General features: G+C 73.5%; 16 protein-coding genes. 7 read left to right on the forward strand and 9 right to left on the reverse strand.

The annotated features are described in order from the left end of the window. Positions 1 to 250: 250 nt before the first annotated feature. Positions 251 to 3,757, reverse strand: a complete 3,507-nt coding sequence (locus tag I6A81_RS23825; protein ID WP_203010309.1) for a BTAD domain-containing putative transcriptional regulator — start codon at positions 3,755 to 3,757, stop codon at positions 251 to 253. A 262-nt stretch (positions 3,758 to 4,019) separates the two neighbouring features. On the opposite strand from I6A81_RS23825, the gene I6A81_RS23830 reads away from it, so the two are divergent. From I6A81_RS23830 to I6A81_RS23840, 3 genes are all read left to right on the forward strand, one after another. Next, a complete protein-coding gene (locus tag I6A81_RS23830) occupies positions 4,020 to 4,706 on the forward strand; it encodes a hypothetical protein (protein WP_203003773.1) in 687 nt (228 codons plus the stop codon). Positions 4,707 to 4,710: 4 nt separating this feature from the next. After that, positions 4,711 to 5,208 carry a cupin domain-containing protein gene (locus I6A81_RS23835; RefSeq protein ID WP_307874866.1) on the forward strand — a complete coding sequence of 166 codons (498 nt, stop codon included), beginning with the start codon at positions 4,711 to 4,713 and terminating at the stop codon, positions 5,206 to 5,208. Positions 5,209 to 5,283: 75 nt separating this feature from the next. Continuing rightward, positions 5,284 to 7,410 carry a WD40 repeat domain-containing protein gene (locus I6A81_RS23840; RefSeq protein WP_203003772.1) on the forward strand — a complete coding sequence of 709 codons (2,127 nt, stop codon included), beginning with the start codon at positions 5,284 to 5,286 and terminating at the stop codon, positions 7,408 to 7,410. 54 nt (positions 7,411 to 7,464) lie between these two features. On the opposite strand, the gene I6A81_RS23845 is transcribed toward I6A81_RS23840, so the two are convergent. The 6 genes from I6A81_RS23845 to I6A81_RS23870 form a co-directional block, all read right to left on the reverse strand. Further along, the gene (locus tag I6A81_RS23845) at positions 7,465 to 8,076 is read right to left on the reverse strand and encodes a TetR/AcrR family transcriptional regulator (RefSeq protein ID WP_203003771.1); all 612 of its coding nucleotides are present in this window, start codon (positions 8,074 to 8,076) and stop codon (positions 7,465 to 7,467) included. Positions 8,077 to 8,179: 103 nt separating this feature from the next. Then, a complete protein-coding gene (locus tag I6A81_RS23850; protein WP_203003770.1) occupies positions 8,180 to 10,111 on the reverse strand; it encodes an acyclic terpene utilization AtuA family protein in 1,932 nt (643 codons plus the stop codon). Further along, positions 10,108 to 10,905, reverse strand: a complete 798-nt coding sequence (locus I6A81_RS23855; RefSeq protein WP_203003769.1) for a TIGR03084 family metal-binding protein — start codon at positions 10,903 to 10,905, stop codon at positions 10,108 to 10,110. The genes I6A81_RS23850 and I6A81_RS23855 overlap by 4 nt, the downstream gene beginning before the upstream one ends. Further along, entirely contained in the window at positions 10,905 to 13,055 is a 2,151-nt protein-coding gene (locus tag I6A81_RS23860) for an ATP-binding protein (protein WP_203003768.1), read from the reverse strand. Before I6A81_RS23860 ends, I6A81_RS23855 begins: the two co-directional genes overlap by 1 nt. Before the next feature lie 359 nt (positions 13,056 to 13,414). Next, a complete protein-coding gene (locus I6A81_RS23865) occupies positions 13,415 to 15,046 on the reverse strand; it encodes an acyl-CoA carboxylase subunit beta (RefSeq protein WP_203003767.1) in 1,632 nt (543 codons plus the stop codon). Between the two features lie 528 nt (positions 15,047 to 15,574). Beyond that, complete coding sequence (locus I6A81_RS23870; protein WP_203003766.1) at positions 15,575 to 16,291, reverse strand: endonuclease V; 717 nt, start codon at positions 16,289 to 16,291, stop codon at positions 15,575 to 15,577. Between the two features lie 690 nt (positions 16,292 to 16,981). Between I6A81_RS23870 and I6A81_RS23875 the strand changes: the two genes are divergently transcribed. Further along, on the forward strand, positions 16,982 to 17,218 hold the full coding sequence (locus I6A81_RS23875) for a hypothetical protein (protein ID WP_203003765.1): 237 nt from the start codon (positions 16,982 to 16,984) through the stop codon (positions 17,216 to 17,218). After that, a complete protein-coding gene (locus tag I6A81_RS23880; protein WP_203003764.1) occupies positions 17,215 to 17,619 on the forward strand; it encodes a type II toxin-antitoxin system VapC family toxin in 405 nt (134 codons plus the stop codon). Before I6A81_RS23875 ends, I6A81_RS23880 begins: the two co-directional genes overlap by 4 nt. Positions 17,620 to 17,737: 118 nt before the next feature. On the opposite strand, the gene I6A81_RS23885 is transcribed toward I6A81_RS23880, so the two are convergent. After that, entirely contained in the window at positions 17,738 to 19,264 is a 1,527-nt protein-coding gene (locus I6A81_RS23885; protein WP_203003763.1) for an NAD(P)/FAD-dependent oxidoreductase, read from the reverse strand. Positions 19,265 to 19,389: 125 nt separating this feature from the next. Here I6A81_RS23885 and I6A81_RS23890 point away from each other — a divergent pair, with 125 nt between their 5' ends. After that, on the forward strand, positions 19,390 to 20,085 hold the full coding sequence (locus I6A81_RS23890) for a TetR/AcrR family transcriptional regulator (RefSeq protein ID WP_307874867.1): 696 nt from the start codon (positions 19,390 to 19,392) through the stop codon (positions 20,083 to 20,085). Positions 20,086 to 20,408: 323 nt separating this feature from the next. After that, positions 20,409 to 20,681, forward strand: a complete 273-nt coding sequence (locus tag I6A81_RS23895) for a type II toxin-antitoxin system VapB family antitoxin (RefSeq protein WP_203003762.1) — start codon at positions 20,409 to 20,411, stop codon at positions 20,679 to 20,681. Positions 20,682 to 20,752: 71 nt separating this feature from the next. On the opposite strand, the gene I6A81_RS23900 is transcribed toward I6A81_RS23895, so the two are convergent. After that, on the reverse strand, positions 20,753 to 21,070 hold the full coding sequence (locus I6A81_RS23900; protein WP_203003761.1) for a hypothetical protein: 318 nt from the start codon (positions 21,068 to 21,070) through the stop codon (positions 20,753 to 20,755). Positions 21,071 to 21,128 lie beyond the last annotated feature (58 nt).

Here is a 21,128-nt window from a genome sequence, read left to right on the forward strand (position 1 = left end):
CGGAACCGGGACCGGTTATCACCCCGAAGAAGGCCACCCATTCCTGGTTCACGCCATCGATGGAGCTTTTGAAAGCGCTTACCGTGCCGCCACGGCGCAGTCGACCAGATCGATTGCAATCCGGCGTCAATATCGAGGTTTGTTTCCATGGAATCCATTCGCATCCGCGTGGGCGGCCTGGCACGCGCGCGCTTCGCGGCAGTCCGACAGGACCGGCGGGCGCGGTCGGCGGCCCCACGGGGACGGAGCCCTAGGGACCGGGCCGGAGATACGGGAGGCGCATGCCGATCGCCGCGGCGTCCCGGGCGGCGGCACGGTCGAGGTCTGCCGCCTCGGCCTCGTGGCCGGCCCGACGCAGCGCGAGCGCGAGCCGCCGCCGCGCGCGGACCGCGAACGGCACGCCGCCGGCGGCCCCGGCCAGCTCCAGCGCCGCGCGCAACTGCCCGATGGCCTCGTCCACCCGCCCCAGCGCGAGGGCGAGCCCGCCCCGGTACAGCGCCGCGGGACCCATGCAGACCAGGCCGGGGATGAACGTGACCAGCGTGTCACCGTACGCTGTCAGCCGGTCCAGGAGGGCGTGCGCCCGCTCCACGAGATCAGGCGCGGGCTCGTCGAGCTGGGCGATGATCTCCGCGAGGTTCACGACATACACGGGCTCGAGCACCCCCGCCGGCACGTCGGCGAGGTCCGGCCGGACGAGGCGGCGCACCTCCGTGGCGGCCGCCGGCCCCCGGCCGTTCTCCACGAGCGCGAGCGCGCGGATCAACGCCCACTCGGCGATCACCTGCTCCTCCAGGTCCTCCATCTGGGGGAGCAGCTGGCTCATGGCGCCGCGGTCCCAGGCGGTGAGGCCGTGGATCGTGCCGACCGACTGCGTGAGCAGGGTGACCGCTCCCGTCGTCACCTCCGGCCGGGGCGTGGCCAGCAGCGCCGCCACCTCGCCGGCGGCGCCGTACCGCCCGGCGTGAAGATGGCGCATCGCCTGCCAGCAGCGGTCGAGCAGGTCGAAGTCGGGGTCGCGCGTCTGGCCCAGCCGCCGGGTGAAGACCGCCGACTCGGCGTCCGCGCCGGCGACGTCACCCAGCTCCCACAGTGCCGCCCGCCGCAGGTGCCGGGCGACCAGCTCGGTGCCCGCCGGCCCGCCGGCGCGGGCGAGCAGCGCGTCCGCGAGCGCCAGCCGACGCGAGGCGTGCTGAGGTGTCCAGGCCGCCAGAGCCCGGGCGACCAGCAGGCCCGCCGGCTCCGCCGGCCCAGCCGCCTCGGGATCCGCCAGCTCGCCCGGCTCCGGGGGCGCCCCGGCGCGGGCCGCCGCGGCGGCCAGGCCGATGACCCGGCTCGCCGTGTCCGCGTCGTCGTAGCAGGCGCGGACCGCCGCCGCGGTGAGCAGCCGGACCCGCCGCGCGCCCTCGTCGGCCGGCAGCGCGGCCGCCGCCGCCTCCAGGTCGGCGACGAGGCCCGGGGCGGGGCTGTAGAACAGGGAGCTGTAGCCACCGACGGCGTCACCCGCGCGAGCCAGGGTCGCGAGCGCCGCGCGGACCGGGTCGCCGTTCGTCGCCGCGAGCCGCGCCGCCTCGGCGAGTACCCGCTGTGCCTCGGCATGGTCGGCATACCGACGGCGCGCGGCGCCCAGTGCCGTCATCAGGTCGACCACCAGGCTCACCTCTCCGCCCGGCGCCAGGTCGAGGCCCTGACCGGCGAACGCGGCCGCGTCCTCGAACGCGAACTGGGCGAGCGCCTCACGCGCCGCCGCGAGCTGCGCCCGCGCGGCCCGCGCGTCCACGCGCCCGGCCGCGGCGGCGCGCAGATGATGCGCGAGCACCGCGGCGGGCAGCGCGGCGCCCTGGTGGGCCACGAGCGCGTCGGCGACGAGTCCGGAGAGCCTGGCGTGCTCGCCAGCCCCCAGTCCGGCCAGCACCGCGTCGCGGACCAGGTCGTGGGTGAACCGCGCCCGGCCAGGGCTCGGGGCCTCGGCGAGGTCCGCGGCGACGGCCGTGTCCAGCGCGTCGAGCGCCTCGGCCTGGGTGAGGCGCGCGGCCGTCGCCACCACCGGCAGCGCCGCCTCCCGACCGGCGACGGCCATCGTCCCGAGCAGGCGCCGCATCGCGGCGGGCATCGCCGCCAGGCGCGCGAGCACCGCGTCGCGCACCCCGGCGGGCAGCGCCCCGGGCGCGGTGGCCCGCTCGACCGACGTGGCCGCCGCCAGCCGGGCCAGTTCGACGACGAAGAACGGGTTGCCGGCCGTGCGCTCGCGGACGGCGGCCGCCGAAGCCTCGGTCAGCGCGGCACCGCTCACCGCGCGAAACAGCTGGTCGACCTCCGGCGGCGCGAGCCCGGCCAGCTCGGTCCGGACGAGCGCGGGATGACGGGCGAGGACGCCGAGCAGCCGGCGCGGCTGCTCGCCGGACACCGGCCCCGCGCCGGACGTGTCCGGCGCGGCGGGAGGCTCCGGCCGTAGCGTGCAGACCAGCAGCAGCGGGACGTCCCGCAGCTCGGTGGCGAGGATCTCCAGCACGGCCATCGACGCGGCGTCGGCCCAGTGCAGGTCCTCCAGCATCGCCAGAACCGGGCCGGCCGCGGCGAGGTCGGCCAGGTGGCGCCCGATCGCCAGCGCCACCTCGAACCGGGCGGGCCCGTCGGTGTCCCGGCCCGCGCCGAACGCGCCGACCACGTCGGCGGGCAGGCCACGCAGCAGCTGCCGCCACGGCCAGTAGGCCGGCGCGCCGGAGACCTGGGTGCACCGCCCCCACCGGACCTCCGCCCGCACCGACCGGGCGAGCTCCTCCACCAGCCTGGTCTTGCCGATGCCCGCCGGGCCGCGCACCACCGCGATACCCACCGACCGGCTCGCGACGGCCCGCTCCCACGCCCGTGTCAGCGCGGCGAGCTCGCCGTCCCGCCCGAGCAGGCCCGGACCGCCGTCTTCCTCGGGACGCGCCGGCGCGGGCCCCGTCGCCAGGGCCCGCGGGCCGGCGAGGGCGGGGTCCTGGCGCAGGATCCTCGTCTCCAGATCGCGCAGCTCCGGGCCCGGTTCCAGGCCGAGACCGCCGGCGAGCGCGCGCCGCGCCGCGCGCAGCGCGTCCAGCGCCTCGGCCTGCCGCCCGCCCCGGTACAGCGCGGTGGCGAGCAGGGCGTACGCGCGCTCGCGTGAAGGATGCCGCTCGGCGAACACCCGCAGCTCGCCGACGATCCCGTCGTGCTCCCCCAGGTCGAGCCGAACGGCGAGCAGATCCGCCTCGGCGGTGGCGCGGTCCTCGGCGAGCCGCACCCGGGTCGCCTCGGCCGCGGCGTGCGCTTCCAGGTCGGCGAACGGCTCGCCGCGCCACAGCGCGAGGGCGCGCTCCAGATGGGCGCGGGCACCGGACACGTCGCCGGCGGCACGCGCCCGGCGGGCCAGGGCCCGCGACTCGTCGAACCGCCCGCTGTCGAGGTCCATGGCGCCGGCGGCGATCAGGTAGGCCGGGCCCCGGGTGACCAGCAGCCGGTACGGCGCGCCCGCGCCCGGCTCCAGCACACGGCGCAGCGCCGACAGGTGGGCCTGCAGCGTGGAACGGGCCGCCGGCGGGGGTTCGCCGTGCCACAGCTCGTCGGCCAGCGCGTCCATCGTCACGGCGGCACCGGGACGCAGCAGCAGGAGGGTGAGCAGCTCCCGGCGCCGGCGAGGCCCGAGGTCCAACGAACGGCCATCCCCGAAGTCGGCGACCGTCGGGCCGAGCACGCCGAACCGGACGGAACCGGCGGCCGGTGAAGTACCGCTCACGGCGTCGATCTGCCCCTCCCCCGCTCGCGCCCCGAGTGAGCTTCCAGGCTCGCCGCGGCGTCGCGGCGAGCGTGTGCCACCGGGCACGAGATGGCGGCGGCTCCTCGATGGCGGCGGCTCATTGTGCCCAGCCGGCTCCAGGCACGCCAGCGGCCCGCAAGGCGGACGCAAGCCAGCCGCGGCCGGTTCACCAGCGCGGATCGGCATGGTATCCGCGCGACGGGCCCAGCGACGAGGCCGGCCCGGTGAAAAAGGAGAGACCATGTCCACCCTTCAGCCAGCGGCAGCCGCGACCGGGGAGCCGTTCGCGCCCCGCGGACAGGCGGCCCCCGTGCCCGGCACGGCGGACGACACGCGGACACGCCGGGCGATGCTCGGAGCCGGCGGACTCCTGTTCGCCGTCGGAAACCTGCTGCACCCGCTCGAGCACAACGAGGCCGCCGAGCACGCGGCGACCTGGGCGGCGGCGCACGTGATCTTCGCGATCGGCGCGGTGCTCATCGCCGCCGGCCTGCCGCTGTTCGCCCGCCGGTTCGGCGCTGGCCGGCTGGCCGCCGTCGCCCGGGTGCTCACCTGGGTCGGGTTCGTGACGATGCCGGCGAACGCCGTCGTCGAGGTGTTCGTCGCGCCGAACGTCGACCACGAGACCCTGCACGCCGTCGAGTCCGACATGACGGTCGCCGCGGCGCCGCTCGGTTTCGCGTTCATCCTCGGCGTCCTGTTGTTCGGCGTCGCCGCGCTGCGCGCGGGCGGCCCGCTCCGGCCGGTCGGGACGGTGCTCGCCGCCGGTGGCGCGCTGCTTCTCGTCGGGCCTGGCCTGCCCATCGCGGAGGGTTACTGGATCATCCCCACCACCGCCGCCATCGGCCTCGCGTTCACCGGCGTGGCCGTCATGGCGGTCACCGCCGGGAGCCGCGGCACCGGCCGGCGGCGGGGTGGCGGGAGCTGACCGGGTGGACCCCTTCCACGTCCGGCCCGGCGCCGGGCACGGCGAGATCCGGGGCGCGGCCGCCGCTGGCGCCCCGGATACGCGCTCAGCGCCCGATCCGCTCGCCACGGCGGCGACGACCGGCGGCGCGTACGGCCTGCTCCGGGTCCGGCTGCTTCCCGAGGACGACGCGCCCATGCTCGCCCACCACGGCGAGGACCGGTCGTTCGTCGTCCTGGCCGGCCGGGCGCTCATCGAGGTCGGCGACGAGCCGAGGCGTTTCCTGGCCACCACCGGCGACCTGGTGTTCGTCCCCCGCGGCTGGACCCACCGCTGCGTCGCCCAGGAGCGGCCGGCCGACCTGCTCCTGCTGTTCACCCCCGGCGGCGCCGAGGGCCTCCACCTCGCGGCCTGGCCTCCCGGCGCTGACCCCGACCTCACGGTCCGCCTCGCCGCCGAGTACAACGTCGACGTTCTCGTCCGCCAGGCCGTGACGGACGACGGCGGGCCGCGGCGCGGGTGACCTCGGGCTGTCTCCGGTCGCTTCTACGATCGACCCGGCGAGGTTGAACCCCGGGCGGCGGACGGAGAAGCGCGGGTGCTGCGGAGGCGGGCGGTCGAGCGGCTGCTGCGCGCCGCGGCCGGACGAGGATGGCGATCCCGGGACCGGGGAGTCCGGGCACTGGCCGAGGCCGTCGCACGGGGTGACCCGCTGCGGGACCGGTCCGCGGCGGCCGTGCCGCTGCTCCTGGACTACCTCGGCCTCCAGCCCGCGGTCATGGGCCCGCCGGAGAGTCGCCCGCCGCCGGACGCGCTGGTCGACCTGTTGCGGGCCGCCGCGCGGTCGTTCGTCGACCAGGCCGCGCGGGAGGCGGTCTGCGCGCGTGCGCGCAGCGGCGACGAGGAGGCCGTCGCGGCCGTCCGGGACGCCGGGTACCTGCCAGTGGACGAGGCGGACCGCGCGGCCGTGCTCGCGGTGACCCGGCAGTGGGACCGTTATCACGATCTCGACCCGGACGGCCGCCTGCTGGCCACGGTCTACGCGGACGCCCCCGAGCGGACGCGGTTCACGCTGCGCGCGGCGGCCCGCGCGGACGGCCAGGCGGACATGATCCGGATGATGCTGGGCACCGACCCGGCGGACCGGCTCCGCGCCTTCAGGGTCGGCGAGAGCGGCGATCTCGTCGACGGCACCATCGCCGCCGGCCGGCACGACGACCTGTGGCGGCTCGTCCCGCGGCTGCGGTACCGCGACGCGCTCTACGCGGCCGGCCGGCTGGAGGAGGCGGGATGGCGGCCCGGCCGTCCCGACGAACAGGCGCTGTTCGGCACGCTGCGGGGCGCCCTCGGACAGACCGTCCGGGACGACACCCGGATCGCCGTCCCCGCGCACGACGTGCTGCTCACCCGGCTGTCGCTGGCTGTCCGGGTCGGGCAGACGTCCCTGCCCTGGCAGGGAGGAGCCGACCCGATCGAGCTCGCGATGGCCCCGGACGGCTCCATGGTCACCGTCGTCGGGCGAAACGCCGTCTGGGTCTGGAACGTCGCGACCGGAGCGGTCCATCAGCACGCCGGGACGCGGTTTCGGACGCAGCTCGCCGGGGCGCTGCCCCCCGGCCCCCGGCCGGCCGCGGTCGTCGCCGGTGGCCACGACCGCGACGGGCCCGTCTTCCTCGTCCGTGGGGGTGAGGACGAGCCGGCCACGGTGCACGCGCTGGCCGCGGGCACCGACCGCCAGCTCGGCCAGACGCCGCGGCCACGGGCGCTGCTCCCGCTACCCGCCGATCCAGCCGCCTCCGGCGACCCCGCGTCGCGCGCCCGCGTGCTCACCGTGGCCGGCGGGCCGACGGTCCAGCTCTGGGGCACGACCGGCGAGCTCGGCCCGGCCCGGGTGCTGCCCGACGCCGGGCCACCGAACCGGCCCTACCGGGCCAGCCCGTACATGAACGCGTGCGCCATCTCGCTGGACGGCCGCCGGCTCGCGGTCGTCGACGCCGGCAACTGGGCGCACGTCTACGACCTGACCACCGACGCCGTGCTGGGCCACGCCTCGTTGCGGGCGCACTCGTCGACGCCCTTCCACGACGCCACCGTGCGGTTCACGCCCGACGGGCAGCACCTCATCGCGGTCGGCGGAAGCGGCGACGTGATGGTGCGCGTCGCCCCGGAGCTGCCGGTCGTCGCCACCAGCACGTCGGGGCACTACCTGCCCTGGAGCGCCGTCGTGCTCCCCCGGGCCCGCGCCGTCGTGTCCGTCGTCCCGCGGTCCCCGCTCGTGGTGCACTCCCTGTTCCGCGGCGCGGAGACGCAGACGATCGACGTGGGCGGGGCGCCGACGGCCGTCGCGGCGTCCGCGGACGGCGACTGGCTCGCGGTCCTGGTGGACCGGAGCCAGATCTGTGCCTACGACCTGCGCGCGGCGCGGCTCGCGATCGTCCCGCTGGGCGACGCCACCCCGGACGACCTGACCACCGTGGAGAGCCTGCTGTCCACCCGGCGCGAGTCGCTCGACGCCCACCAGCGCGCTCACCTGGCCGCGCTCGCCGCCCTGCTGCGGCATCGGCTCCGCCACGAGATCCACCTCGTCGGGGCCGTCCCGGTGCCGGAGGGACGAAACCCGGCCCCCGCCGCCCGGCATGACATCGAGCTGGGCGACACCAGCCCAGGCGACACCGACTCGGGCGACACCGACTCGGGCGACACCGACTCGGGCGGGCCGGCATGACCGACGGGCGGGCCCGAACAGGAACCCCCTTTCCGATCATCGCCCGGCGGTCGGTCAGGCGGCCGGCCCGTCGACGGCCGCGTGGTCACGCAGGCCGAGGCAGGCGAGCGCCGCGGTGGTGAGAAGGGTGACCAGGTCGGGGCGAGAAAGGCCGCTGTCGTAGCTGACGACGGACTGGATGGCGCCGATGGCGGCGTGAACGAGCGTCTGGGCCGCCGCGTCCGACAGCTCGGGACGCAGCTCGCCGAGCGTGGTCACCCATTCCTCGTTGTAGCGGCGCTGCATACGGCGCAGGCGGCGGCCCTCGTCGGCGGGCAGGGTGGGCGCCTCGCGGCGGTAGAGCCCGACCATGTCGCGGTGGTCGATCGAGAAGTCGACCTGGGCCCGGACGAGCAGGAGCATCGTGGTCGCGCTGTCGTGACCGGCGTCGACGACGCGGGCGGCGTCGTCGAGCAGCTCGGTCATCGTGCGGTCGAGCAGCGCCGAGAGCACCTGGGCCTTGCTCTCGAAATGCCGGTAGACACCGGAACCGACGATGCCGGCGGCCTGGCCGATCTCGGCCATCGTCACCGCGTGGTACCCACGGGCGGCGATCAGCTCCGCCGCCACGACGAGGATCTTGTCCCGTCGTTCCGGGTCGCGCACCCGGCCGGACGCCGCCGTCATGCCGGCCGGCCCGCGCGCGCTTCGCCGCGGGTGCTCCGGCCGCGCGCGCCGGCGGCGGCGTGAACTCCTCGATCACGGCGGCTGGTCGCCCCGGCCCGCGGGCTCATGGCGTCTCGAGGAGGGCGGTAGGGATGTCCACGAAGCGGGAGCGTACGTACTCACCGAGGCCCTTGGCCTGCGGGTCGAGACGGGCGCTGGCGGCGACGCCCGCGCCGAGCAGGCCGACGACGACGAAGTTCAGCGCGCGCAGGTTCGCGAGTTCATGGCGGCGCACCGGCAGGCCGCGCGCCTCGGGGAGCAGCTCGACGAACTTCTCGGTGGTGAGGGTGGCCGCGAGCCAGCGGTAGGCGGGGTCGGTCCGCGCCCACAGCCCGACGTTGGCGTTGCCGCCCTTGTCGCCCGAGCGGGCGCCGATCAGCCGGCCGAGCGGGACCCGCACGGTCTCGTCAGCCGCTGCCTCCTCGGCCGCCGCCTCCACCGCCGCCGCCTCAACCGCGGTCCCCTCGGCCGGCGCCGCGCCCGCCCGCCCAGGCATGTCACCCTCAGCGCCGCCATCGGTGCCACCGCCAGCGTCGACGCCGTCGATGCCGCCGCCACCGGTGCCGTCGACGCCGCCGGAAACGGCGGGATCCGCGGCTGACGGGCTGTGCGGGACGACCAGCGACGCGCCGTCGTCGAGCACGACGCGGTGCTCGACGGCGTCGCGGGCGACCAGCGTCGGCCAGTAGACGCCGTAGGAGCTCGCGCCGCCGGGCGGGGTGGTGGTGTGGAAGCCGGCGTAGCCGCCGAGGAAGAGGCTGCCCGCCGCGTCGGAGAACCGCCGGCCGACCTTCGCCGGGTCGCGGTCGCGCACCGTGACCCGCAGGTGCGCGGTCGCGAGCGCGTTCGTCTCGGCGTCGGGGCGGTCGAAACGCAGCAGCTGGACGTCCACCGCGTCGAACGAGCCCTCGCCGCCGAGCAGGTCGAACAGCTCCGCCCGGGCCCAGGCGGCCTTCTCCTCGATGTCGAGGCCGGTGAGGACCATGGTCACCGTGTTGCGGTAGCCGCCGAGGTAGTTCATCGCGACCTTGAGCGTGTCCGGTGGCGGGGTGCCACGCGTGCCGGACAGCCGCACCCGGTCCTGGCCCCACTGGGTGACCCGGCAGGTGTCGAAGTGGGCGACGACGTCCGGGCCCGCGTAGGCGGGCGCGGCGATCTCGTAGAGCAGCTGGGCGGTCACCGTGCCGACGGTGACGGCGCCACCGGTGCCCGGATGCTTGGTGATGACGCTGCTTCCGTCGGCGGCGACCTCGGCGACCGGGAAGCCGGGGTAGCGGCGGTCGGCCACCTCGTCGAGGAACGGGTAGTTGCCGCCGCAGGCCTGCGGGCCGCACTCGATGACGTGGCCGGCGGCGACGGCGCCGGCGAGCCGGTCCCAGTCGGTGCGTTCCCAGCCGTGCCACCAGGCCGCCGGGCCGACGACCAGGGAGGCGTCGGTGACCCGCGGGGTGATGACGACGTCGGCGCCCGCCGTCAGCGCCGCCGCGATGCCCCAGCCGCCGAGGTACGCGTTCGCGGTCACCGGCTCGACGCCGGCATCGGCGAGGCCGCGGCCGGTGTCGAGGTGGGCGAACGGCTCGCCGCCGGCCCGCAGGGCACCGATCCGGTCGGCCAGGTCGTCGCCCGTCACGTAGGCGACGCTGGCGCGCAGGCCGAGCCCGGCGGCGACCTCACGGACCTTCTCGGCCAGGCCGGCGGGGTCGAGCCCCCCGGCGTTGGAGACGATCCTGATGCCGCGTTCCAGGCAGGTGCCGAGCACGTCCTCGACCTGGCTGAGGAAGGTCCGGGCGTAGCCCACGCCGCCGGGCCGGCCACGGGTCTTCCACAGGATCAGCATCGTCAGCTCGGCGAGGTAGTCGCCGGTCAGCACGTCGATCGGACCGCCGTCGACCATGAGCCGGGCGGCGTCGATCCGGTCGCCGAAGAAGCCGGAGCAGTTCGCGATCCGCGCCGGCCGCCGCACGCCGGCCGCCGACGCGGGCACGGGCGTCGTCATGGGCGCTGCCCGCCCGGCGCGCGGCCGGGGGCGGGCGGGCCGGCGAAGACCTGGGCGACCTCCAGGAAGGCCAGCGCGTCGTCACCGGTCGCGGTGAGCGCCAGGTCGCGGTGGTGACGGCGCTGGGTGACCAGCAGGCAGAAGTCGAGCGCGGGCCCGCGCACGACGTTCGCCGCCCCCGGCGGTCCCCAGACCCAGGTGTCACCGGCCGGGGCGGTGAGTTCGACCCGCGGCGGCGCGGCCGGCGCCGGGCGGCCGTGGACGCTGAAGCCCCAGGGGATCGTGGCGACTCCCAGGTGCGCGACATGCCGCAGCCGCGCCGAGGGCGTCCGCGGCACGCCGAGGGCGTCGGCGACGTCCTGGCCGTGCGCCCAGGTCTCCATCAGCCGGGCGGTCAGCGACGTGGCGGCGCTCATCGGCCGGCTGAACCAGGGCAGCTTCGCCGCGGCCGGCACCGCGCCGAGTGTGGTCAGCAGATGTGCGCGGGCCCGCTCGAACCAGCCGAGCACGTCCGCGCCCGTCCGGTCGCGAAACCGCGCCGCCACGACGTCGGGGAAGTCCTCACCAAGCGCGACCAGCGCCTTCCTCTCGGCCTCGAACGCCGCCGCGTCGGTGGCGGCGAGTGTGGCGACCTCGTCGAAGAAGGCCAGGTGGGCGACCTGGTCGAGGACGTCCCAGCCGACGGCCGGAGTCGGGACACGCCAGTCCGCCTCGTCGAGGCCGGCCACCAGCGCGGTCAGGTCCGCCGACTCGTCGGCCAGGTCGGCGACGAGGGTCGCGACGTCGACCGCCATCAGGCCACCTCCTCGGCCGCGTCAGCCGCCGCGGCCGGCGTCGTCGCAGCGGCCGGCATCGCGGCCATGCCGGACGTCGCGGCCGCGGCCGCGGCGACCGGGGTGAGGACGGCGAGCACCTTGCCCGCGTCGACGATGTCGCCCTGGCCGAAGCGCAGCTCGGTGACGACGCCGTCGTACGGCGCGGTGATCGTGTGTTCCATCTTCATCGCCTCCAGGACCGCGACGATCGCCCCGCTGGCGACGGTGTCGCCGACGGCGGCGAGCCGGACGACCGTGCCGGGCATCGGCGCGACGAGCGAACCGGGCGGCGTGACGGCGCCCGGTTCGACGAACCGGGGCACCTCGCGCGCCGCCGTCGACCCGCCGCGGCCGTCCAGGTAGACCAGGTCGCCGCGACGGCCGCCGGCCGGTCCGCCGACCCGGGTGACCGTCACCCGGGCACGCACGCCGTCGACGGTGAGGTCGGCGAGACCCGCGTCGGCGTGGTGGACCTCGACGTCGAGCGCCCGACCGGCGACCGTCGCCTCGACCCGCCGGCCGCCCGCGCGGGCGGTGACCCGGTGGCGGTAGGTGACCTCGACGGTGCCGCCGGCGGCCTCGAACTCGACCCGTTGCGGGGCGGAGGGCACGTTGCGCCAGCCGGGCGGGACGCCGGGCAGGGGCGCGCCAGCGCGGCGGTCGGCGGCCCCGGCGAGCGCGGCCGCGACGAGGTGGGTGGCCAGCACCTCCTCATCCGGCGCGGCCCCGGCGAGCGCGGGCCCGCCTCTGGCCCCGGGCGGGCCGGCGGAGCCGAGGGCGGCCGGGTCGTGCCGGTCCAGGTAGCCGGTGTCGATGTCGCCGGCGCGGAACTCCGGTTCGCGCAGGATCGCGACCAGCAGGGACCGGTTCGTCGTCACCCCGTGCACCCGGGTGCCGTCGAGCGCCTTCGCCAGCCGGCGGACCGCCTGCTCGCGGCTCGCGCCGTGGGCGATCACCTTGGCGAGCATCGGGTCGTAGTGCACGCCGACGACCGACCCGTCGGCGACGCCGCTGTCGACCCTGATCCCGGGCAGGGCCGGGACCTCGAACCGGTGCACGGTGCCGGTCGACGGCCCGAACCCGGCCGCGACGTCCTCGGCGTACAGCCGGGCCTCGATGGCGTGCCCGGTGATCCGCGCGGTCAGGAGCTCGGGCGGCAGCGGCGCGCCCTCCGCGACGAGCAGCTGGGTCCGCACCAGGTCGAGCCCGGTGATCTCCTCGGTGACCGGGTGCTCCACCTGCAGCCGGGTGTTGACCTCCAGGAAGAAGAACCGGCCCGAGCGGTCGAGGACGAACTCGACGGTGCCGGCGCCGACGTAGCCGATCGCCGTCGCCGCGGCGACGGCGGCCGAGCCGAGGCGCCCGCGCAGCTCGTCGTCGACGGCGACGGACGGCGCCTCCTCGATGATCTTCTGGTAGCGCCGCTGGATCGAGCACTCCCGCTCGAACAGGTGCGTGACGTGGCCGTGGGCGTCGGCGAAGATCTGGACCTCGATGTGCCGGGGCCGCTCGACGTAGCGCTCCAGGAACACGGCGCCGTCACCGAACGCGGACGCGGCCTCGCGCCGGGCGCCGGCGACGGCGGCGGGAAGCTCCGCCGGGGCGCGCACGATCCGCATGCCCCGCCCGCCGCCGCCGTGGACGGCCTTGACCAGCAGCGGGAACTCGAGCGACGCGGCCGCCCTGGCGAGCGCCGTCTCGTCGGCGGCCAGCTCCTCGTCGACGACCAGTCCCGGCAGCACCGGGACGCCGGCGGCGGCCATCAGTTCCTTGGCGCGGGTCTTCGAGCCCATCGCCTCGATCACGGCCGGCGGTGGTCCGACGAAGACGAGCCCGGCGTCGGCGCAGGCGCGGGCGAATCCCGCGTTCTCGGAGAGAAACCCATAGCCAGGGTGGATCGCGTCGGCTCCAGTACGCAGGGCGGCGGCGATGACGAGGTCGCCGCGCAGGTAGGTCTCGGCCGGGCTCGCGCCGGGCAGCCGGACGGCCTCGTCGGCGGCCGCGACGAAGGGCGCGTCCGCGTCCGCGTCGGAGAACACCGCGACGCATCCGATGTCCAGCTCGCGCGCCGTCCGCAGCACCCGGGCGGCGATCTCGCCCCGGTTGGCGACCAACAACTTGGTAATCACGGAGGCGTCACATCGTTTCTTTGTTCGTCTCGTCGCTTCACTCGATTCCTCCGGGAGCGGCACCACGAAGACCGCCTACCCGAAACCGCCAGCAACCCAACCCAGCACGACCCATACCTGCCAACCGAACCGAAACCACAAAGACCGCCTACCCAAGGCCGGCAGGCAACCCGACCCCAGCACGACCGCCACCTATCGGCCGAACTGAAGCCCACACAAAGACCGCCTTTCCAAGGCCAGCAGGCAACCCGACCCCAACGCAACCGATACCTATCGACCGAACTGAAGCCCAGCGGAAGGAGGCAGTAGAAAGCAACCACCCAGCCAACTGGAACGGAGCAGCGAAAAGCAACCACAAGCTACATTCGGAAGACGCCGTAGCCACGGCGTCCCTCGATCGGGGCTGAATGCGCGGCCGAAAGCGCGAGGCCGAGCACGGTGCGGGTGTCACGGGGGTCGAGCACGCCGTCGTCGTAGAGCTTTCCGCTGATGAAGAAGGCATGTGACTCGGCGGCGATCTGGCGCTCGATCGCCTCCCGGCGCGCGTCGTCGGCCGCCTGGTCGAACGGCCGGCCGGACTCGGCCGCCGCGGCCCGCCCCACGATGGACAGCACGCCGGCCAGCTGGGCGGCGCCCATCACGGCGAGCCTGGCGTTCGCCCAGGCGAACATGAACCGCGGGTCGTAGGCCCGCCCGGACATGCCGTAGTTCCCGGCGCCGAACGAGGCCGCCATGTTGATGGTCAGGTGCGGCACCGTGCTGTTCGCGACAGCATTGATCATCTTGGCGCCGTCCTTGATGATGCCGCCCTGCTCGTAGGCGGCGCCCACCATGAAGCCGGTGGTGTTCTGCAGGAAGATCAGCGGGGTGTCCACCTGGTTGGCCAGCTGGATGAACTCGGCGCCCTTCTTCGCTTCCTCGCCGAACAGGATCCCGTTCGCGTTCGCGAGGACACCGACCGGGAAGCCGTGGACCGACGCCCAGCCGGTCACCAGGCTCGTGCCGTACTCCGGCTTGTACTCGCCGAACCGGGAGCCGTCGACCACCCGAGCGAGCACCTCGCGCGGGTCGAACGGCATCCGGAAGTCCGCCGGGGCGATCCCGAGCAGCTCGTCCGGGTCGTGGAGCGGCTCGTCGGCGGGCAGCGTCGGCCCTGGGCCGCGCTTGCGCCAGTTCAGCTCGGAGACGATCCGCCGGCCGATCCGGATCGCGTCCAGCTCGTCGACGGCGAAATGGTCCGCGAGGCCGGAGACCCGGGCGTGCATCGCGGCGCCGCCGAGGTCCTCGTCGTCGGACTCCTCGCCGGTCGCCATCTTCACCAGCGGCGGCCCGCCGAGGAACACCTTCGCCTGCCGGTCGACCAGCACCGCGTAGTCGCACATGCCGGGTACGTAGGCGCCGCCGGCCGTCGAGTTGCCGAAGACGAGCGCGACCGTCGGGATCCCCATCGACGACAGCTCGGTCAGGTCGTGGAAGATCTTGCCGGCCTGGACGAACAGCTCCGACTGGCTCGGCAGGTCGGCGCCGCCGGACTCGACCAGGTTCACCACCGGCAGCCGGTTGCGCCTCGCGACCTCGAGCGCCCGCAGCGTCCTGCGCAGCGAGAACGGGTTCATCGCGCCGCCGCGCACCGTCGGGTCGTGCGCGATGACCACCACCTCGACGCCGGCCACCACGCCGATCCCGGTGACGACGCTCGCGCCGACCGCGAACTCGCTGCCCCAGCCGGCCAGCGCCGACAGCTCGAGGAACGGCGAGTCCCGGTCGACGAGCAGCTCGATCCGTTCACGGGCGAGCAGCCGGCCACGCCTGTGGTGACGTTCCCGGTAGCGAGCCCCACCGCCGTCGCGGGCCTTGTCCAGCTCCGCCTCGAGCTCGGCGAGCACCGCGAGCTGGGCGGCGCGGTTCGCCCGGTACCGCTCGGCGCCCGTGTCGAGCCGGGACCGCAGCACGGTCCCCTCGGCCGCCCGCCAGCTCTTCCCAGCCTCCACCCAACCTCCTAGTGATTTAACGTTAACTAGCACCGCTCAAAGATCGAGCAAGCACGCGGTCTTCGAGCGGTCCAGCCGCCCATGACGGGGCCTTAGTGAATTTAGAGTCACTAATGGGTCTCGCGCAACCCCGGACGAACCGGGCCACGGTCCCACTCGTGGATCTCATGCGCGGACCGGCGAGGACACGGCCCGACAGACACTCGGACCAGCGGAGGCACCGGCCGGCAGGCGTGGACCCGCCGAGCGCCGATCCGCGCAGACAGCCATCGATCACCAGGCCCCTCGCGGCCCGGCCTGCCGGATGGATCACCAGGTCTGCGCGAAGTTCCGATCAAAACGGTCAATAACCGCCGAACAGCGCACAGATCGGGCGGCCATGGAGGCCGCGCGACGCCTGACCGTTCTTGATCGTCAGATGTGCGCGCGGATCGGCGGCCGGGCACACCCAGACAAGATCACAAGGACGGCGCCGTCGACGCCGACCGGATCAGGCGCCGAAATCCGGGCGACCTCAGAACCTTCTTCTCAGCCACCGGGGGGCGAGACACGTCGCGCGTCCTGACCGGCGGGGCGCAGAGCGGCGCGGGAAAGGGCGTCGGCGCGGCGGGTGGGCTCCGGGAGGCGGTAGTGGGGGCTGAGAGCCAACGTCAGGTCGGTGGCCTCGTCGAGAGTCACGCGGTGGCCGACGGAGACGAAGACCGGCTTCACGTCGCTCTGGGTACGCACCGCCCGGCCGAGGGTCTCGGCGCCGTCGAGGAGCGGCGACCACTGGCCGCGCTCGGTTTCGGGTGCCTCGAAGGTCGCGGTGAAGGCTGTCTTGGCGACCCCGAACGACGGCAGTCCGGTCACGACGCCGAGATGACACGCCAGGCCGAACCTTCTCGGGTGAGCGATCCCGTAGCCGTCACAGACGAGGACATCCGGCCGATCGGTCAGCTTCGCCAGCGCTTCCAGCAGGATCGGGACCTCCCGGAAACCCAGCAGCCCGGGGACGTAGGGGAAGCTCGCCGTCCCGGTCACGACCGCCGACTCGCGCGTCGCGAGGGTCGCCACGTCGATCAGGACCGCCGCCGCCGCGACCCGCGACGACCCGGCCTCGTACGACACGTCGAGCCCGGCGACGGTCACCGGCCAGCCGCGCAGCCCGCTGACCAGTTCCACCCGGGCCCGCAACTCCTCCTGCGCCGCCTCCGCCTCGGCCACCGTCGCGGGCGACACCGCGGGTCCGAGCAGGTCCGTCATGGCCCGGAGGGTACCGATGTCCGTCGGCGCGCCGATCTGGCGCGTCGACCAGACCAGCCCACCGCCGGCCGTGGCAGCACGGAGACGGCAGAGTGCCGCGTCGACCGGGTTGTCAGGTCAGCGCCGCGGTGCGCTGGTTCGACCTCGACGCCGACGTGGCCGAACCGCGCCGTGGTGGGTGCGGATGGAACCGCGTCGCCGGCCAAGCGCTGTCCATGACGGCGCCGAACGCACCCAGCGACCGGAGCCCGGTCGTTCAAGCTACTTTTAGCGCCCACCCAGCCATTCATAGCCAACCTATAAAGAGAACGATTCAAGAGCGCTTATCTAGCGCTCGCCGAATCGCGACTTCGCCGCGAGCTTGCCAAATCGGCAATTTCGCATATCCTCATTTTTCGAGAGCTCCCTCTGACCCTATCGCCCCTGGCCCTGGCGCCCCGGCCCTGGCGCCCTGGCCCTGGCGCCCTGGCCCTGGCGCCCCTGACCCTAAGGATGAGGATGTCCCTCGAGATCAGCCCGAGCGGCGTGGCTCGCTCAGTGGTACATACCGACGCGCAGTCGCGACCACATCGTCGGGCTTCCGAAGCCAGCCGATCCCATGCTGGCACATCGCCCTGGCGGCTGGTCCTCCACGCGTTCAATCGGACGGTTCGGCCCGCCACAAGGCCCGCCAAGGCCTATCCTCAATCTATGAGTAACGGCGACCCCGTGTACCGCGATCTGCACGAACTGGTCGACCGCCTCCGTCCCGAGCGCCTCGAAGAGGCGAAGCGGACGTTGCAGTGCATGATCGATTATGACGAGCGGCGGACGAACGGCCGGCGGATGAGCGTGCGAGACCTGCCGCGCTTCGAAGGTCCCGAGGACCTCAGTGAGCGGGTAGACGAGTACCTGTATGGCATCAACCGCGGGGACCGGCGGGAGTGATCGTCGACACCAACGTGATCGTCGCGGCGATGAACCAGCGAGACAAGAACCACAAACAGATGACGTCGCTACTGGAGGCACACGACAACGAACTCGTCGTCACACCGTATGTGGTTGCGGAGACATCCTACTTAATCACAAAACGAGTAGGAGCGAGCGCCGAGATCCAGTTCATCGACTCAGTCCACCGAGGCGCGTTCCGACAGGCCGATCTCACCGCCGCGGACATGTCTCGGATCGTCGAGCTGATGCGGCAGTTTCGCACGTTTCCCCTGGGAGCCGCGGACGCCTCGGTCATCGCTATCGCCGAGCGACTGGGAGAGCGAGACATCGCGACGATCGACGGACACTTCCGCGCGATCCGGCCGCACGGCCTGGACTACTTCAACCTGCTGCCGTGACGACGATCGGCACGCATCACGCGGTGAACTGATCGAGCCGCCGGACCGGGCCGGACTGTTGGTGCATTCGCCGCTCGGCGCATCCACCAAACGGTGCATTCCTCACTCGGGGCCTTGCTCAGTGGGGCGGGCTCGTTCGGCGGGGGATCACCGGCGCGTCCCTGCCCGTGCCTGTGATCCGCTCCTTCGCCGGCCGGGTGGGCGAGCCAGCGGCTGGGCGCTTTTCCTCGTGGTACTCCTCCTCGACGTTGACCGTCCAGACATCGTGCGCGGTGCCGTCGAGGATGTTCTCGACCGTGAGCATGGCGGTGAGCATCGAATGGTCGGCGTTGTTGTACCGGTGCATGCCGTTGCGGCCGACCGGATGGACGTTCGGGACATTCTCCTCGAGCCATTCCCGCATGATCTCGACGTTGCGGCGGTAGTACTGATCGTAGGTCGGATACGCCTTGGGCACCCGGACGACGTAGCCTCTCTCCACCGCGCCGGGCCGCACCAGCCTGAGCGACTCCAACTCCCGGGTTGCCAGCGCGATCAGCTCGTCGTCCGGCTTCGTCCACATGTCGTCGCCCTCGAAGACGAAGAACTCGAGACCCAGACAGGTACGACCCTCCTGCACCAGGTAGGGCGACCAGGAGCCGTAGTTCTGGATGCGTCCGACCCGGACGCCGGGGTCGTGGATGTAGATCCAGTTGTCCGGAAAGCTGAACTCCGCCGGGACGACGAGCGCCACGGTCAGGTAGTCCCGGTAACGGAGGTCGCGCGCCGCCTCGACGACGCGGGCGGGCGCGGGCGGGTCCATAGACAGGATCAGCGTCGACAGCGGCGTCGATGAGATCACGTGGTCCGCCGGCACCCGCTCGACCTCGCCGGCGCTCGTGGTGACCGTGATGGCGACCGCCCGGCCGTCTGCCCGGTGCACGGCGGTCACGGCCGCGTTCAACGTGACGCCGCCCCCCAGCTTCTCGACCTTGCGGGCGGCCTCCTCCCACATCATCCCCGGGCCGAGCTTGGGGTAGTGGAACTCCTCGATCAGGCTCGTGATCTCCTTCTGGTTCCGCCTCGGCAGGACGGCGTTGGCGATGGCGGAGGAGAGCGACAGGTTCTTCACCCGCTGCGCGGCCCAGTCGGCGGGCATCTCGCTGACCGGTATCCCCCACAGCTTCTCGGTGTACGTCTTGAAGAAGGTGCGGTAGAGCCGCCAGCCGAACCGGGCGACGAGCCACGCCTCGTAGTTGTCCGCCTGGTCCTTCGGCGGCCGCGCCCGCGCCCAGGCGTAGGAGCCGATGGCGAGCGCGGCCTGCGCGGGACCGAGGTTGCGCAGCGCGTTCAGCGCCCGCAACGGATAGTCGTAGAGCTTGCCCTGGTAGTAGATCCGGCTCATCCGTGGGCGGAGCAGGAAGTCCTCGGCCGGCAGGATCTCGCGCCACAGCGCCTCGACGGCGGCGACCTTGGTGAAGAAGCGGTGCCCGCCGATGTCGAACCGCCAGCCGTCGCGCTCCACCGTGCGGCTGATGCCGCCCACCACGTCGTCCGCCTCGAAGACGCGGACGGGCGCGCCGTGCGCCGTCAACTGGTAGGCGGCGGTCAGGCCGGCCGGGCCGGCTCCGATGACGACGGTGCGGGGAACCGCGGGCGAAGACACTTCGACTCCTGGCCTTTCCTTGATCCGAAAGCCGGCCACGACCAGCGGAGGCAGCACCGCCCACCTTGATGGACATGACTGTCCAAATTTCTGGTCGATTGAGTCCAGGATAGTAGCCTGTGCCCGTGGTCGGCGAAGCAGGCGGGGTCCGCGAGGGGACGTCGAGCCACCGGCCGCGCGCCAAACGCGAAGCGATCATGGAGGCCGCTTTCGAGGTCTTCGCCCGCCAGGGCTACGCCGCGACCAGCCTCGACGACATCGCCGCGGCGACTCCGGCCTCGCGTCAGACCGTCTACAACCACTTCGGCGACAAGGAGCAGCTCTTCCTCGCCGTCATCGACGCCCAGATCTCGGTCAGCCTCGACGAGCTGCGCGCCGCGACGCTGGCGTTCCCCGACCGGGTCGACGGGGCAGACGACGCGGCGAAGTACCTCGTCGACCTCGCGCACCGCCTCGTCGAGGTGTTCATGAGCCCGCGGACCGCGTCCCTGCGGCTTCTCGTGCAGACCGAGTCGCCGCGCCATCCGGGGCTGCTCGCCCTGTGGCGCTCACGGGTGGCCACGCCCGTCTGGCCCACCCTGATCGGCAACCTGGCCCGTCTCGCCCACGCCGGCGCGCTGCGCATCGACGACCCGGCCCGCGCCGCCGGCCAGTTCGTCACCCTCGTCTCCGGAACCTCCTGGCAGATGACCGAGCTCGGCACCTTCGCGATCTCCCCGCCCCCCGCGCCCGGCTCCCCCGAACTGGACACGGCCATCCGCTCCAACGTCGGCCTCTTCGTCCGCGCCTACGCCCCCGACACATCCAACGACGGCACCTGACCTCTCCACCGCTCCACCCGTCCACTGGCGCCAATGCGGGCATTTCTCTTCGTCACCGAGCGCCTTCGGCGAAACTTCTACCCTCAAAGCCTTAAAGCGCAGGCAGGCTATACGAGCACCCCGATAGGACAGCGAGCGATTTACTAGCGCTTCACGAGCGCTCAGCTTTGTTCCATAGACTGGTCACCGACATCCACCGATGCTTCGCGGGCATCGAGAGTGGCAAGTTCCCGCCACCCCCAACGTATAGAGAGCCCGAGGAACGCGGACTTCCGGATAAGTTCTTCCTGGTAGAGGTACACCAGATCACGTATGGTTCCGCCATGGCCTTGAACGTCAAGGATCCGGAAACCGAGCGGCTGGCGGTGGAGGTGACGGCACTCGCTGACGAGACGACGAAGCGGGCGATCAACGCCGCATCGCGGGAGCGGCGGCAGCGCCCGATAGCGACCCGAACGGCGCCGGATCGGCGCGCGCGGCTGTTGCGGTTCCTGACCGACGAGGCGTGGCCGCGGATCCCGCCGGACCACCTCGGCCATGCGCCCACAAAGGCCGAACGCGAGCGGATCCTCGGCTACGGGCGGGAGGGCGGGTGATCGTCGGCAAGGGGCATGCCAGTGTCGTCGCCTGGTGGAGCCTGGGGCGCCGGCCCGGGCTGGAGGTCGGGCTAGTCGCTGGAAGGTAGCCGGGCGGCCTGCTTCTCCACGAGGGGTACGCCGTTCGCGGTGAGGGTTCCCCTGCCGGACCTGGTGACCAGCAGCTCCAGCGAGTCCTCGCCGTCGAGGACGAACCGCTTGCCGAGCTGGCTGCCGCCCAGCAGCGCGGGATCGGCCGCGAGGTCCGGGGCAGGGGCCTCACTGTGCGCGATCAGCGGGGCACCGCCACAGCCGAGCTCCAGGGAGCCTCCGCCGGGGCGGACCACGATGACCTGGGTTTCGCAGACCTGGCTGGTCAGCCGGGAGCCGGCCTTGACCGTCGCTGCCATGGAGATGCCCTTCTCAGGAGTCGATGCGTTCGGTCCGACGGGCGACCAGGCATGCCGG

Origin of the sequence: Frankia nepalensis (genome assembly GCF_016786325.1) — a bacterium.
Taxonomy (GTDB): Bacteria; Actinomycetota; Actinomycetes; order Frankiales; family Frankiaceae; genus Pseudofrankia; species Pseudofrankia nepalensis.